Below are 14,429 nucleotides of genomic sequence, written 5' to 3'. Positions count from 1 at the left end.
ACGGTGAAGGGAGCCGCGGGCCCGGGATGGCTCCCGGCCCCGCGGCGGTGACTGCGGTGCTGCGTGTGGTGTGTCAGGCGTTGGCGACCACGAACGTGAACTGCTGTGGCCCGGAGGTGACGGGCGCGCCGGTGGAGGCGAGAACACCGGTCACCGTGAATATCACTGTGTACGTTCCGGGGGCATCGAAGCCCCAGTTGGCGTGCGCGTGCGTGTTCCGGGCCACCGAGCGCGTGTCCGGAAGGTCGTCACCGCTGTCGAAAAGCACGGTCGGCGCACCGAACGACGTGGTGTAGACGCTGAAGCCGCCGGGACCGGAGACCGAGGTGAGGTTGAAGTCGACCTTGTCGCCGACCAAGGCGCCCGCAGGAACACCCTCGGTGCTCCAGCCGGCGAAGAGCAGGCCTTGCACCTGGCTCTGCGGCAGGACCCATGCGGTCCCGTTCGTCCCCAGGAACGACCAGGCGGGCGTGGTGGGCACGTTGGTGCGCTTCGCGGCGAGCGGCACATCGAAGACAACGTCGGCGGGTACGCGTTCGACAGCGGTGGAACCGGTTTCGTCGAGGACCTGAAGGGTCAACGCGCCGGCGGCGTAGTCGACATCGAGGATGTCGACGTGCCCGGCGGACAGGTGGACGGGAACAGCGTGCGCCTGGAATGCCGTTCCGAAGAACAGCGCGCCCGCGAGGGCGACGACGGACGCTATGCGTGTGCGTGAACGCATGGGTGGGGGTACTCCGTTCGATAGACGCGGATCAGGGGGAACGTCGGGTCTTGCGTCGTCGTTCAGGAGCCGACGACGAAGTGGTACAGGGCCGGCCCACTGCCGATGCGCGTGCCGTCGGCGGCGAGTCGGGCGCTCGCGTCGACAACAAGCCAGTAGTGGCCGGGCTTTTCGAACGCCCAGTCGGCGTGCACGTGATTGCCGGCGGACAGCGTCACCGTGTCGGGCGACGCGTCCCCCGTGTCGACGAGGACCTGCTCGGGCGCACCGAACGCGTCCTCGGTGAAGATCGCCAGGTCACCCGGCGCCGAAAGCACCCGGAACCGCACCTCGACGCTGTCGTCGCGCAGTGCGCCGGGCTCGACCTCCTCCGCCCCCAGCCCGGCCCACAGCAGGTCAGGATTCTGCGACTGCGGCAGAATCCACACCGGGGCGCCGGGGGTGCCGAGAAAAGCGTAGGCGGGGTCGTCCGGCACAGCCGTGAGCGCTTCGGGACGCACCGCCAACTTCACATCCTGTGGGGCGTATTCGGTGTCGGACTCCTCATCGTGGACGTGCAGGTGCAGCGCCCCGTCCTCGTACGCGACCCCGACCACGTCGACATGGCCGCGGTCGAGGGTCACACATGAGGCCGCTCCGGCCGGAGCGGCGGTGGTGACAAGCGCCCCCGCCATAGCGGCGGCTATCAGCAGGGGACGAGCGAATGTGCGCATGCGGCAGCCCTTTCGGTCGGCGAGCAAACCCAGCAGGGCAAACGATAACCATTTTCATTACTCGCGCCTAGGTGATTCCGCGATTCGGTCAACGGACTACCTCACGTTGCTGACGGGGAGACCGTAAAGCCAGACCGCGTTGCCAGCGGTGTCGCAGGGAGACGGTCTTGGCGCAGGCGGGCGCGGCCGGTCCGACAACGAACTCGCAGGCGTCGAACGGGCCTCCGGCCACACCAGCCAAGGCCACGGCGCTGGTTGAGGTACGGGCGCGGGTGGTCCAGCCGGGCGAAACGTACGCCGTGTGGTCGGGGAGGGCGGGCGTTGGTTGCGAAGCTTCATGAAGGACGCCGCGACGGTGAACCGGCCCGAGGCGTGGCGGCGGTCGTGGACGACGTAAGAATATCGCGGCGCAACTGGAGCCGGAGGGCGCCGGCGCGCGCGTTCGGCCGGGTGAATCAGGCCTGCGTCCCGGAGGTGTCGCAGGGGGCATGCGCATCCGTGTGAGTATCCACGCCATGCCCCCCACGAGGAACGGGCTGATGGCGATCATCGCGATCAGCATCGCGGACCAAAATCTCGTTGGCTCACTGCGGGCCTCCGGCACGTCGGAGGGCTGCTGCGCGTCTGCGGTGGAACGTGTCCTGTGACACCATCAGGCCGCACGGCGCGGGGCAGTGGGCGCGCAGCACGAAGTCGGACGACATCCGCTGCGCGTCCTGGGGGAGCTGCCGGACGACGGCGTAGCCGTGCACGGCCGCCAAGTCGACGACTTCGTCGTGCCCGATCAGTCGTGTGTCCACCGTGGCGCGGAACTCGGCTGCGGTGCCGAGGTGTTCGGCGAGCTTGCGCTGCTCGCGCACACGGTCGTCGACCATCACGCGGTCGAGACGCCGGGACCAGAACCACCAGCCGCCCCCGACGATGATCCAGACCACAACGACAATGGCGCCGACCCAGTTCCCGCGCTCCCCCTCCCCTGCGTCGACGACCGGTCGGCAGCGCCGGTCGGGTCCGCAGTGTCGGCGAACTGGGCGCTGAACAGCAGGCGCAGGAACAGGCGGGAGTATTCCTCCCAGTGCTGCGTACTGGCCACCCCGAGAGAGCTCGGCCCACAGGTCGGTGCCGGGGGCCGGACCGAAGACCGCGAGCGCGGTCTGCATCTCCAGGCGCGGAACGTCGACCTCCAGCTCGGGCAGTGGATCGGGGGCGGCGCGCCACTTCCCTCGACGCGGCCGAGGGCGCGTGCGGCGACGACGTACTCGCCGAACGGGGCCACCGCCTCGATAGGCGCGGGGAGGTCGAAGGTGAGCGGCGGCAGGCTCGGGCCCGCCTCGGCTGCCGTGGACACGATGCTCGCCTTCACTTGGTGAACTTGGGTGTCTGGGTCATCCGGGCCCTGTCTGCCTGGAGCGCCCCGACGAACGCGCGGTCCTGCTCGGTGAGCACGGGCACCGGCTCCGATTTGGAGCCCTCGCGGGAGAACGGCTGGTTCCACGTCCACTCCAGCGGGTCCACGCCGAGCGGAATCCACCCGATGAACGTCGACGCGTCGTTCACCGCTCCGGAGACGGTGAAGGGTGACCACGGCCTGAAGTTCATCCGCGAGGACATCGCCCGCATGGCGCGGGCGATACGCCCGCAGACCCTGCTCGACCGGTTCCGCCGCCTGTCCTCGGCCGCTGGCCTCCCCCAGATCACGCTGCACGACCTACGGCGACTCGCCGCGACCCTCACCATCACAGCCGGACTGCCGCTCGTCGTCGTGTCCAAGACCTCGTCGTCGTGTCCAAGACACTGCGGCCTCCACGCTGTCGACCACGGCAAACATCTACGCCCACCTCACGCATCCGGCCGCGCGCAACGCCGTCACCACCATCCAACGCGTCCTCACACACGCCGAAGACCACCTGGCTACGACCGGCAGCTGCGGGCCACCGACGCGCGGACCCACACCAGAGAGTCCGCGCGGCACCCGCACGCACGCCCGATGACGACGTGGCCCGCACCCCCGGCGAACGACACGGACTCCGCAGTCGACCCTCGTCACCTCCGCCAAGCGCCCGGCGACCAAGACTTCGCCGCGCGCCTTTCCAGAAACAGCACAGTCCGTACAAGGACCGTACCCCGTGATTCAGTACCGGACCGGCGATGCTCCGCCCGGGGCGGGGCATGCACGAGTGGCGGCGGGTCGTTCCGTCAGACCTCCTCGCGAGCAGTCACACTCCGCCGGCGCAAGCGCACGGTCCTCGTCGCAGGCGAGCGGGTTGGAGTCACCAAGGCCTGTTACTAACAGCGACGCGCGCGCCGGTCACCCAATGTTGCGGTAATGGCAAAATGCCCAACCGCTCTGACGCTACGCTCGTTTGGTGCCAGGGGAAGAAGCGCATGTTGTAGGCGCGGAGGCGGTGCAGCGGGCCAAGCGATGGCTTGAGGGCACCATGCGCGTCTCGCAGTCCTTCACCAACACAGACGGAGCGTGGGCGAAGAAGCTTGCGTTGCGCTGGCCTTACGGATCGGAGAGACCTTTCTCGTTCGACCTGGGCGGGGTGATGCGCGGCGGTGAATGGGACGGCGACATGTTTTGCGCAGAGGTGAAGTGGCGTAAGAACGCGAGCGATCAAGGCTCCGAGTACCGCAGCTTCCTCGCAAAATGCTATGTCGCGGCCAACCAGCGCTACATGCTCGGTGATCACTTCATGTGGATCAGCTGGGCGCCCTTCAAGGCCAACACGTGGGACAGGCTCACCACGGCCGAGGAGATTCGTGAGGCTGTGTTGGCTGAATCCGCCCGTGCGTTGGGCGTCGTCGACCAGAACGAAGCGGCTGGTCTGATCAAGGACGACGTCGTGAACGAAGTAGCCGCAAGGCTTTGGGTGATCGTTCTGTCGGCGAAGCAGGAGAAGCTTGTCCCGCTTGACGACTGGCGAGGGGTCGTCGCTCAGTTTCTCAGCAGCCGAGGGGGCTCGTCGTGGTGACTCCCGTTGCACCGGAGATCGACAGCGCACTGGACCACCCTGACCCGCGGGAGGCCGTGGAACGCGTCAAACGTGTGGTACAACGGCGACTGCTCCACGTGTATCCCCGCGCTCGGATCATCCGCACCGAGTTCTTCAACCACAGTTTCGCTCCCGATATGTTGATGACCTGGGACGCCGACGAGCGCAGAGTGGAACGGCGCGTCTATCTGCGAACGTCGCCGGACCCCATGGTCCTTGCCGCAGACGTCATGCTGCTGGACCAAGAACAGCAGCCATTGGTCGTTCCGTTGGCGTCACTGACGGAAGGGTCGGACCGCAACCGACTCGGAGCCGTTGCGCAGGAGCGGCACACGTTGATCCTTGAGCCCTCAGGGCTGGGTGCGTTGCCTCCCCACCTCGATACCCACTCCGTCGCGGCGCTTGCTTCGGACGCTTTGGTTGAGGGAGGACGGGGGGTCATGGCCGACCAACAGGTGGACCACTTCCTCGCGGCGATCGAATCGGGCGTCGGTGCCGCACGTCAGGGCGTGACGGAGCACACACGTACAGCGCTCGACGAAGTCGCGCGTCACACGGTGCCGACGACAGCGCGACGCATGTCGACGTTCATGGCGGCGATGTGGCAGGGCAGCGGACGCTCACTCGGTGACTTCCCGGGAGACGTGCCGTTCCGGTCCTCACTCGATCGAACCTCGCTGAGCCTTTTGCTGACGTCCGATGAGATTGACAACGAGGACTTCTGGCGTCGCATCCGGCCCTTGGTGGACGTCAAGACGCTGTTGGGGACAGGAATCCGGGACACGGCCAATCTGCAGCACTTCATGAGGAGCGTCGTGCGGACGTGGAAGGGCCACGTCTGCATGATCGTCGAGGACGAACCGTCATCCAGCCAACTCGGAGCACCATGGCGCTGGGCGTTGATGGACCGCCGACTCGGTCTACGCGGTCCCGGCTTCGTGGCGTACATCGCAGGGAGCCGTCGCAACCTCGGTTTCCCTGAGGACTATCCAGCCCCGCTTCTCGCACAAGTGCGTCGGCGTGCTGACCGGTTCTCCATCCCCCTGACCGCGATCAGGATGCTGGTCACCAACCGCAGCATCGGATACGACGGCCCCGGCGACGACGTCACTCACGACCCCCAACTCGACGGGATCAGCGCGGCGTTGGGCCGGGAGGAAGGCGTCATCGAAACACTGGCCCTGACCCCAACCGGGGCCTCCCTGCGATGCAGCTTCACCAGCCGGACCGCCAGCCCTCCCGGTGCGCGAACCTTATTGACGTACACCGACTTGCTGGGCACCGCATTGCGCCTTCTGCTCGACCTCAGCGAGTCCGACTCGGAACAACTGCAGCGCGTTATAGACGCAGACGCTTCGGATGCTCCTGATTGGGCTCAACCAGGTCTTTTTGAATAGCACGCCTGCCGAGGATGCGCCCGGCCGTCGAGCCGGTGCCTCCGTACACAGCGGTGTTCAGCCGCCCGGCGTCGAGGAAACGGACGACCGCCTCGCGCAGCCGCGCGTCGTTAAAGAGGCACCGGGCAGTGCTGAAGACGATCATCTGTCCACCGACGCGGGCTGATGCGCGTTACGGCCAGGTACCGTGAGCCCGTCGGCAATCGCCTCGGACATAGTCTTCGGAGTCAACGGGGAGCGTGGAGGCCGAAGATGCCGCAGGGCAAGGCGAGGGCAACGCGTTCGCCGTTGTGCTTCCACAGACCGCTTCGGGCCCGCCGCGCTTGTCGTAGACGGTGCCGGTCCCTATTGCTCCTTCACGGACCGTGATTGACAAGCGTCAAAGTTGCGGCCGTGCCTACCACCGGGCACATCCAGGACGTTGTCGGCGGCGGTGGGGGTGGGGGTGCCTCTGGCTATCGATGCTCTGCGGCGTCGCAGCGCACTTGGCTGTCGCGCGGTCACTGCGGCGAATCAGGCGCATCGCCTTCCGGGACCGCCGGGCCCGCGTACAGCCGAGTGAATGACTCGACGATCCCGGCCATGTCGATCGACGGGTCGCTCAGCCACTGGATCTGCAGGCCGTCGATCAGTGCGAGCAGCATCCGGGCAAGGTGTTCGGCGGGTTGATCGGCTCGGACGACGGCGTCGCGCTGACCTTCTTCCATTCCTTTGGCAATCTGGGTGGTGAGCCTTCGGTAGCGCGCCAGAAAGTAGTCGTGCGTGGGACCCTCCGGGTCGGCGGATGTGGCTGCGAGGGAGACGAACAGCTTTGCCAACCCGGGGTGCTCTATCGTGTGGCGAACCGACTCTTGGAGTCGCCAGCTCCGATCAACGGCTTCGGAGGCCGCGGTGGCCAGCGCCTCCCGGTGTTCCAAAACGGCGAGCAGCAACTCGTCGCGATTGCCGAAGTAGTAGTTGAGCGCGGGCTGTGTGACGCCGACGCGGTCGGCGACCTGCTGCATGGACAGACCTTCGCCGCGCTCCTCGAAGACCTCGTACGCGGCTTCGAGGATCTTCTGTCGGCGTTCCCCACTTTTGCGGTATGGCCCCCGTTTCTTGCGCACGCCCTTGGCAGCAGCCGCCTTGGGCGCGTTCTGTTCGCGGGTCACACCGTCCTCCTGGTCTGCACATTTCGCGCCCACCGCGCAAAACAGCTTGTGCGGAAGCCGATTTTAGCCTGCCGCGTCATCACACCACTCCGAGCCGTCTGAACGGGGCACGAGCGCCCGACACGGATCATTCATGCCTCGACGAGGTGACCGTCGGCCGCTCCGACAAGAGCGAGGCTCAGGCAATCGCAGCACGCCGGCTGTCAATTTCCCGGACCGCGCTCCAAGGCGTTGCCGCGACGACACAACAGATGTGTTTGTGCCTTGGAATCAATCGCTCGTACGGATGGGAGCGCCACCCCGCTCTCCTGTCGCATGCCAAAAGGGCAACGCAACGCTTTCGCCGTGTGCCTGGCCGACGCTGCCGCGCGCCGACCAGGCCGGCTTCGGCGGCTAGGGTGCCGCAACGACGAACTTCGTGATGGCGGGGTCGAAGGTGAACACCCGTGCCGGGAGTGCGCCGTGTGGTGTCTGTTGGCTGTAGTTGGCCTTGTCCGCGTAGCCCGGGACCTGGAAGGACCCGAGGGAGAAGCCGGCGTTCTGGAAGCTCTGGTACGTGAGGTCCTTTCCGGCCTTGTCGGCGATGGCCTTGAACAGGGCCAGGTTGCGGCAGGCGTTCATCACCGAGACGTGCGGAGCGACGGTGCCGGCGGGGATCGTGTCGGGGTCGACCAACTTGCCCTTCAGGTCGGGGATGGCGGCCTCGACGGTGGCGACGCACTCCTGCATCGCGGGTTCGGTCCACTTCTCCTGGTATCCCAGGGCCAAGGCGTTGTTCATGGTGCTGAAGTCGTGCTTGGCGCTGTGGTCATCCACGTACGTTTTGACCATGTCCAGACTCGTGGCCAGGACACGCGGCCGGTACGAGGTCTTCTCCAACTCACGTCCGAACTGCCCGGTGGCCCCGCCGGCCCCCACGACGACGTCGACGCCGGAGGACTGGAACTTCTGGATGAAGACGCCCATTTGCTGGGCGATCGCCGCGGCGTCGCGGGAGTTCGCGTCCATGATGGCCGTTTCGACCGGGGTGACGCCGAGGTTCTTCAGCGCGGGAAGCACGGTCTCGTTGACGAGGCCCTGTTCGCCCGAGGTACCGATGACCGCGACCTTCTTGCCCGCCATGGCGGACTGGAACTGGGCAACCCCGTCGGCGACTTCGTCACCGCCTCGGTTGTAGGCGAACCACGGGGCCTGGGCTTTGGCGTAGTACTTCCCAGTGAGCGAAGCGCCCACGAGCGCCGTCTTGTTGGTCTCGACGTAGCACAGCGGTTCGTCCGTGTTGAGCTCGCCGATGACGGCGAAGACCTTCTCGTCCTGGGTCAGTTTGACGCAGGTCTCGTTCGCGGCCGCAGGTGAGACGACGTTGACCGCGCCGTAGACGGGGACGATCTTGCGGCCGTTGATGCCGCCCGCGTCGTTGATCTTCTTGATGAGTGCGTTGTACGTGGCCTCGTAGTCGCCGTGGTCGATGTTCATGACGTGCTTCACGGCGGACAGGTCGGGGTAGACGATGCCGATCTTGATGCTGTCCGCGGTCACTCCGGGGGCGATCGCCGCGGCAGGCGGCGGCGCTCCGGTGCCGCCGGCGGTGTCGGCCTTGTCCTTCTTCTCTGCGGTGCAGCCGGCCACGGCCAGCGCCGTCGCGGCGGCGAGCAGCACGGTCGCGCGGCGTCTCGTACGGTTCGATCTCACGGCGAACTCCAACCTTGGTCGTGATGGTGGTGCGAGGACTCGTTACGCGGGGTCGTGGGACGCCGCTTGTGCCGGGGTGGGTTACGCAGGGGTGCTTGCACCCGTGGCCGGACGATGCGGTTCGGGAACCGCGGTGGCCGTACCGCTGCGTTCGATGGCACGGGTATCGGTGCCGAGGTAACTCGCGATGACCTTGGGGTCATTGCGTACGTCGTTCGGTACGCCGGAAGCGATGACCTGGCCGGTCTCCAGGCAGTAGACGCGGTCGCTGATGCCCATGATCAGCGGCATGTCGTGCTCGATCACCAGCATGGACGCGCCCAGTTCCCGGCGAATCTCCTGAATCAGCGGCCCGAACGCCTCGGTTTCACGCTGCGCGACACCGGCGGTCGGCTCGTCGAGGCACAGCACTTGGGCGTCCAAGGCCAGCAGTCCTGCGAGTTCGACGATGCGCCGCGTCCCGGTGGACAGGTCGCCGATGAACGCGTCGGCGTAGCGGCCGAGTCCGAGGAAGTCGATCAGGTCGTCGGCGTCGGAACGTTTGGCGCGTTCCCGGGCGAAGGTGTGCGGCAGGTGAAGCGCCGTGCTCAGCAAACCGGTTCGCCCCCGCGCCTCCAGAGCGATCTGTACCGTCTCGCGAACGGTCAGTTCAGGGAAAAGAGTTGCCGCCTGGAAGGTGCGCCCCAGGCCGAGGCGCGCACGAGCCGCCGGAGCCGCGCTCGACACGTCGCGACCGAGCAGTTCGACGGTGCCTTTGGCCGGGACGAAGCCCGCGAGCGCGTTCATCAGCGTCGACTTTCCGGCGCCGTTGGTGCCGATGAGGCCGACGATCTCGTTCGGCCGCACCTCGATCGAGACCCCGTCCACGGCGGCCCGGCCGCCGAATTTGACCCTGATGTCCGAGGCGGCGAGCACCGGCTTGTCGAGGGGCAACGGGTCGCGGGCGGTGCGGGTCAGCGCCTTGGGCGGTGCGGTGACGGTCTTGACCGCCGGGGCGTCGCCGAGCCGACGGTCCGCCCAGGCGAGCAGACCGTCGCGTATCGCGTAGCCGATCTGCACCAGGCCGCCGGGGAAATACAGCAGCAGGATCAGCAGACCCATGCTGGATGTCAGCATCGGGATGATCTCGTTGCCCGCGAAGATCGCCGGCAGGCCGATCACCCACAGCGCGCCGAGCACCGAGCCGGACACCGAGCCGAGGCCGCCGATCACCACGATCGACACCAGCGTCAGCGAGTCGGGGCTGAGGAAGTACTTGTCGGTGTACGGCACGGTCTGCACCGCGCCGGCCAGCAGCGCGCCGCCGAGTCCGGCGATGCCGCCCGCGAGCGCGAACGCCCGCAGCTTCACGCGTGCGGCGTTGACGGTGTACGCGGCGGCGGTGGCGGGGTTGTCGCGTACGCCGATCGTGGTCCGGCCCACGCCCGACTTCCGCAGCCGTGCGACCACCGCGAGGACGACGACGAGGACGATCAACACCAGGTAGTAGTAGGAGCGTTGGGAGGAGACGTCGATCCCGAAGACCGTACTTCGCCGGAACGAGGCGGTCTCCATGCCCTCGTCGTGGAACATGTCGCGGCGGTAGAAGAACTGCTCTGCCGCGACCGCGAACGCGAATGTGCTGACCGCGAGCAGCAGTCCGCGTACGCGCAGTGCGCCCGCACCGACCACGGCGGCCAAGGCGGCGGTGAGCAGCGTCGCCACGGCGACCGCCGCGGGGAAGGTCAGGCCGCGGAACTCGTAGACGGTGTCGCCGAGTTCGAGGCGCAGACCGCGGTTGAGGGCGGCGGCGGTGAGCGCGCCGAGACCGGCGAACGCCATTTGTCCGAGGGAGAGTTGGCCGGCCCAGCCGGTCAGGATCGTCACCGAGGCGGCGCAGATCGCGTACCCGAGGATCACGGTGTAGAGCAGGTGCCGGGACGGCTGGGTCACGATGAGCGGCACGATGACCGCGATCAAGCCGAGGAACAGCAGGGATGCCCGTTCCATGTGACGGACCCACCATACGCCGCGCAGCCGCTCGGGGACCGGCTTGACCTTGGGCGCGAAGGAGAACGCCGACGTCTCGGTGTCGCGGCCCCGGCTGACGAGGAACACCGCGCCGAGGACCAGGACGAGGATGACCAGGTCGGTCAGGCCTGGCTGGTCGAGCCAGTTGAACTGGATGAACGACTGCATCAGTCCGAGCAGCACACCCGCCGCGAGGGCGACGCGGAACGAGGTCATGCGGGCGATGACGGCGGCGGCCAGCGCGCGCAGCAGCGTGGCCGGGCCGAGTTCGGTGATCTGCGTGAGGGACGCGGTCTGTGCGGAGATGAGGATCATGCACAGTGTCCCCAGCAGGCCGGCGATGGCCCACACGGCGGTGGAGACCAGCTTGGGGCTGATGCCGTTCAGCCGCGCCAGCTCGGGGTTGGAGGCGGAGGCCTTGACCGTCTTGCCCAGCGCGGTGCGGCCGAGGAACCAGCTCAGTGCGATCGCCGCCGTCGGCACGGTGGCCAGGACCGCGATCTGTGCGCCGGTGATCTGGAGGTCGTCGGTGGGGGACCACTTTCCGGACCACGGCACCGGGTAGGTGTCGCTGGTGTAGCCGTCCAGGTCCGGGTACGCCATGACGATGGTGGTGGCGAGTTGAGCGACGCCGATGGTGGCGACCAGCACGATGACGCGCGGCGCGTGGAACAGCCGCCGCACCACGGCCAGGTCGACGATCGCGCCGAACGCCGTGCCGGCGAGCAGCGAGATGGCGAGGGCGATCCAGTACGGCACGTTGTAGCGCACGACCAGCAGCGCGAACAGCACGGAGCCGACCAGGCCCATGTTCGCGACGGCGAAGTTGATGACGCGGGTCGAGCGGTGGACCAGCACGATGCCCATGGCAAGCAGGCCGATGACCAGGCCGGTGACCGCGCCGTCGAACAACAGTTGTGTTGTCGGCATTTCCATGATGCGTCAGCCGCCTTCCCGGCCGAGGAAGACCGCGCGGGCGAGGTCGTCGCGTTCGGCGAGTTCGCGGGCCGGGCCTTCGAAGCGGACTTGGCCCTTCTCCAGGAACACCGCGCGGTCCGCGATCGCCAAGGCGATGTTCAAGGACTGCTCGACCACGATGATGGTCAGCCCGTCCGCCTTGAGCCGCTCGACGATTCCCAGCAGGTCTTGCACCACCACCGGCGCCAACCCGAGCGAGAGTTCGTCGATCAGCAGCACCTCGGGGTCGTGCATCAACACCATGGCCAACGCGAGCATCTGCTGTTGCCCGCCGGATAGTGAGCCCGCGACCTGCTTGTGACGATCCGCCAGGTCCGGGAACAGCTCCAGTACGTAGGCGAATCGCTCGTCGCGGCGTGCGGTGTCCTTGCGGGACCGGAACGCGGCCATCTCCAGGTTCTCCCGCACGGTCATGTCGGGGAAGACGCCCTTGCCGCCGGGCAGCAGGTGGATGCCGTACCGGCCGCGCTGCTCGGGGGCGACGTACGTGATCGTGCGGCCGTTCAGCCGGACGACGCCGCGCGAGGGGGTGCCGAGCCCGCAAATGGCCTTCAGAATGGTCGACTTGCCGGCGCCGTTGGTGCCGAGCAGGGCCAGTGTCTCGCCGCGTTTGACGTCGAAGGCGACGTCGAACAGCACCTGCACATGACCGTACGAGAAGTCGATGTTGTTGACCTGAAGAAGCGGGATGTTCTCGGGGTCCTGCTTCTGCCGTTCGGCCTCGTCCAGTTCCTCACGCAGCTCCTGGACGACGAGCGAGAGGTCGTTCCTGATGAACTGCGCGCTGCGCACCATGAGGTAGCCGCCGACGGCGGTGCCGGGAATGCCGAGCACGAGCACCGCGACACGCGGGTCGTAGGCGTCGCTGATCAGGCCGGACAGGACGGCGCCGCCGGTCGCGCCGATGAAGAAGATGTACAGCGACCCGAGCGCGGTGCCCAGCCCGCGCAGGCGATAAGGGGTCACCGACAGCATGATCGGCCCGGTCATCGCGAACGCCACCGAGCTGAGCATCCCGCCCGGAATGGCGAGCAGCATGAACGCCCACCCGGTCGGCATGAACCATTGGATCGGCAGCAGCACGGCGCCCGGCAGGAGCAGGTAGCCCAGCAAGGCCACCGCCCGGGACGGGTCCTTGTGGTAGAGCCGGTCGTACCAGGGGCCGATGAACGGCAGCAGCGCCAGCACCGCGACGCCACTGGCCGACGCCCACGCGCCGCGCTCGAAGGTGGACATGTGGAAGTGGTCGTCCGCCCACAGGTTGCTCAGTGTGGCGCCGGTGAACAGCGTGAAGCCAAGCGCGGAGAACGCCAGGATCGCCGTCTTCATGGTACGGATGCGCAGCAGCCGGGCGAACGCCGCCTCGACCGAGATCGGCATGGGCTTCTCGTCGTCGACGACTTCGCCGAGCACCGACTTCATCTCGTGTTGGCCGCGCCGCGGTTCCGGCAGCCGGAACGCCCAGATCGCCAGTGCCAGCGTCGGCAAGCCCAGGATGAGGAACGCCCAGCGCCACCCTTCGCCGCCGCCCGCCAAGGTGGCGATGCCCGCCACCGCCAGGGGGCTGAGTGCCGCAGCCGCGCGCGCCGAACTGTACGTGACCGCGGACATCCGTCCACGCACTTCGATCGGATAGGTGTCCGCCAACAGCGACCCGTTGACCGTGTTGTTGCTCGCCTTGGCAACCCCGACGCCGAACCGGGCCAGGAAGAACAGGAAGGCGTTCGCGGCCAGGCCGGACGCGAACACCATCGCGGAGAAGGCGACCCCGGCCCATCCGATGATCCGGCTGCGGCGGAACCGGTCCGCCAGCCACCCCATCGGCAGTGCCCCCAGAATCAGGAAGGCACCCGCGGCGGCGGTGATGAACACGATCACCGCGTCGCTCAACCCGAACGTGTCCTGGATGTCCGGCGCGAGGATGGTCAGCGCCGCGGACTCCAACTCGTCGAACGTGGCGAGAGTGGCCAACGTCAGGAACGTCACCGACCCTCCGGCCGCCACTCCTTGGCGCAGCGTCATGGGGCTGCCGCCGACACCGGGCAGCAGTTCGTCCGCGAACACCACCTCGCGCTTGGCCTCGGCCTGGCGCGCCTGGCGTTCGGCCTCAGCGTCGATCAACCCGGCGGCCAGCCCGGCAGCCGAGGAGGCCGCGTCGCCCGTGTGCGCTGCAGGATCCGTCGAAGCGCTCACGGGCGACACCCGTCAAAGAAGGAGGGCAAACGCAAGTTACTGTGCATGGCTGGCTCCGCGGAGAACGAGAAAGGCAGGGGGGCCACGGGCATTGATGTGTCGCAGCCACAGGACCGACCCGAGATCCGACGCCTGACGTCGAATCAGCGGACGAGACTTCCCGCAGCTGAGCCGAGCTTTTCGATCACGGCGTTGCCCCCGAAACAACGCCGCACCAGGAAAAGGTGATTCTGTTGTCTGTCAAGGGAGACGGAACAGTGCCATGTGAGGACCCTTCGGCGGCGGGTGCTGAGGTCGGTTGCTTCGACCGTTCGGACGAAGCTGAACGGTCGATTGACCGGAGGCGTCGTCCACCAAAAATCGAGGACGCAAAAAAATTAACGGTTCGGCCCCGCTTGCACAAGACTCCTCAGGCAACACATTTGCCCATCGCCCGCCCCGGCCCTCGCGTCAACCATTCGGAAGGCAAACCGCTCGCAGAGTGCGGCCCCCTGGCGCAGCGCGAGCCGAAGCCTCTACGGCGTATGCGCGGGACCACCGGTCCGGTCGAGCGCGCCGCTACTGACGAAGTGCCT

Annotated in this window: 10 protein-coding genes; 2 read left to right on the top strand and 8 right to left on the bottom strand. The window is 67.4% G+C overall.

Translation table 11 applies throughout. The features are described from left to right. Positions 1 to 73: 73 nt before the first annotated feature. The 4 genes from LO772_RS30220 to LO772_RS30205 all read right to left on the bottom strand — a co-directional run bounded on the left by LO772_RS30220 (position 74) and on the right by LO772_RS30205 (position 3,036). Positions 74 to 724: a choice-of-anchor M domain-containing protein gene (locus tag LO772_RS30220; RefSeq protein ID WP_231775199.1), complete on the bottom strand. Its 651-nt coding sequence runs from the start codon at positions 722 to 724 to the stop codon at positions 74 to 76. A 62-nt stretch (positions 725 to 786) separates the two neighbouring features. Next, positions 787 to 1,437, bottom strand: coding sequence for a choice-of-anchor M domain-containing protein (locus tag LO772_RS30215; protein WP_231775198.1), 651 nt, complete (start codon positions 1,435 to 1,437; stop codon positions 787 to 789). Positions 1,438 to 2,021: 584 nt separating this feature from the next. Beyond that, positions 2,022 to 2,372, bottom strand: a complete 351-nt coding sequence (locus tag LO772_RS30210; RefSeq protein ID WP_231775197.1) for a hypothetical protein — start codon at positions 2,370 to 2,372, stop codon at positions 2,022 to 2,024. Positions 2,373 to 2,796: 424 nt separating this feature from the next. Further along, positions 2,797 to 3,036 carry a hypothetical protein gene (locus LO772_RS30205; protein WP_231775196.1) on the bottom strand — a complete coding sequence of 80 codons (240 nt, stop codon included), beginning with the start codon at positions 3,034 to 3,036 and terminating at the stop codon, positions 2,797 to 2,799. Positions 3,037 to 3,803: 767 nt separating this feature from the next. Between LO772_RS30205 and LO772_RS30200 the strand changes: the two genes are divergently transcribed. Next, positions 3,804 to 4,412 (top strand): hypothetical protein, encoded by a 609-nt coding sequence (locus LO772_RS30200; protein WP_231775195.1) that lies wholly within the window; start codon positions 3,804 to 3,806, stop codon positions 4,410 to 4,412. Continuing rightward, entirely contained in the window at positions 4,406 to 5,830 is a 1,425-nt protein-coding gene (locus tag LO772_RS30195; protein ID WP_231775194.1) for a hypothetical protein, read from the top strand. The genes LO772_RS30200 and LO772_RS30195 overlap by 7 nt, the downstream gene beginning before the upstream one ends. Before the next feature lie 500 nt (positions 5,831 to 6,330). On the opposite strand, the gene LO772_RS30190 is transcribed toward LO772_RS30195, so the two are convergent. The 4 genes from LO772_RS30190 to LO772_RS30175 form a co-directional block, all read right to left on the bottom strand. Then, positions 6,331 to 6,981 (bottom strand): TetR/AcrR family transcriptional regulator, encoded by a 651-nt coding sequence (locus LO772_RS30190; RefSeq protein WP_231775193.1) that lies wholly within the window; start codon positions 6,979 to 6,981, stop codon positions 6,331 to 6,333. A 393-nt stretch (positions 6,982 to 7,374) separates the two neighbouring features. Next, positions 7,375 to 8,673: an ABC transporter substrate-binding protein gene (locus LO772_RS30185; protein ID WP_231775192.1), complete on the bottom strand. Its 1,299-nt coding sequence runs from the start codon at positions 8,671 to 8,673 to the stop codon at positions 7,375 to 7,377. 81 nt (positions 8,674 to 8,754) lie between these two features. Next, on the bottom strand, positions 8,755 to 11,619 hold the full coding sequence (locus tag LO772_RS30180; RefSeq protein ID WP_231775191.1) for an ABC transporter permease subunit: 2,865 nt from the start codon (positions 11,617 to 11,619) through the stop codon (positions 8,755 to 8,757). Positions 11,620 to 11,625: 6 nt separating this feature from the next. Beyond that, positions 11,626 to 13,854, bottom strand: coding sequence for an ATP-binding protein (locus LO772_RS30175; RefSeq protein WP_231775190.1), 2,229 nt, complete (start codon positions 13,852 to 13,854; stop codon positions 11,626 to 11,628). Positions 13,855 to 14,429 lie beyond the last annotated feature (575 nt).

Source organism: Yinghuangia sp. ASG 101, from assembly GCF_021165735.1.
In the GTDB taxonomy this organism is placed as follows: Bacteria; Actinomycetota; Actinomycetes; order Streptomycetales; family Streptomycetaceae; genus Yinghuangia.
This window is presented reverse-complemented; position numbering and strand designations above follow the sequence as displayed.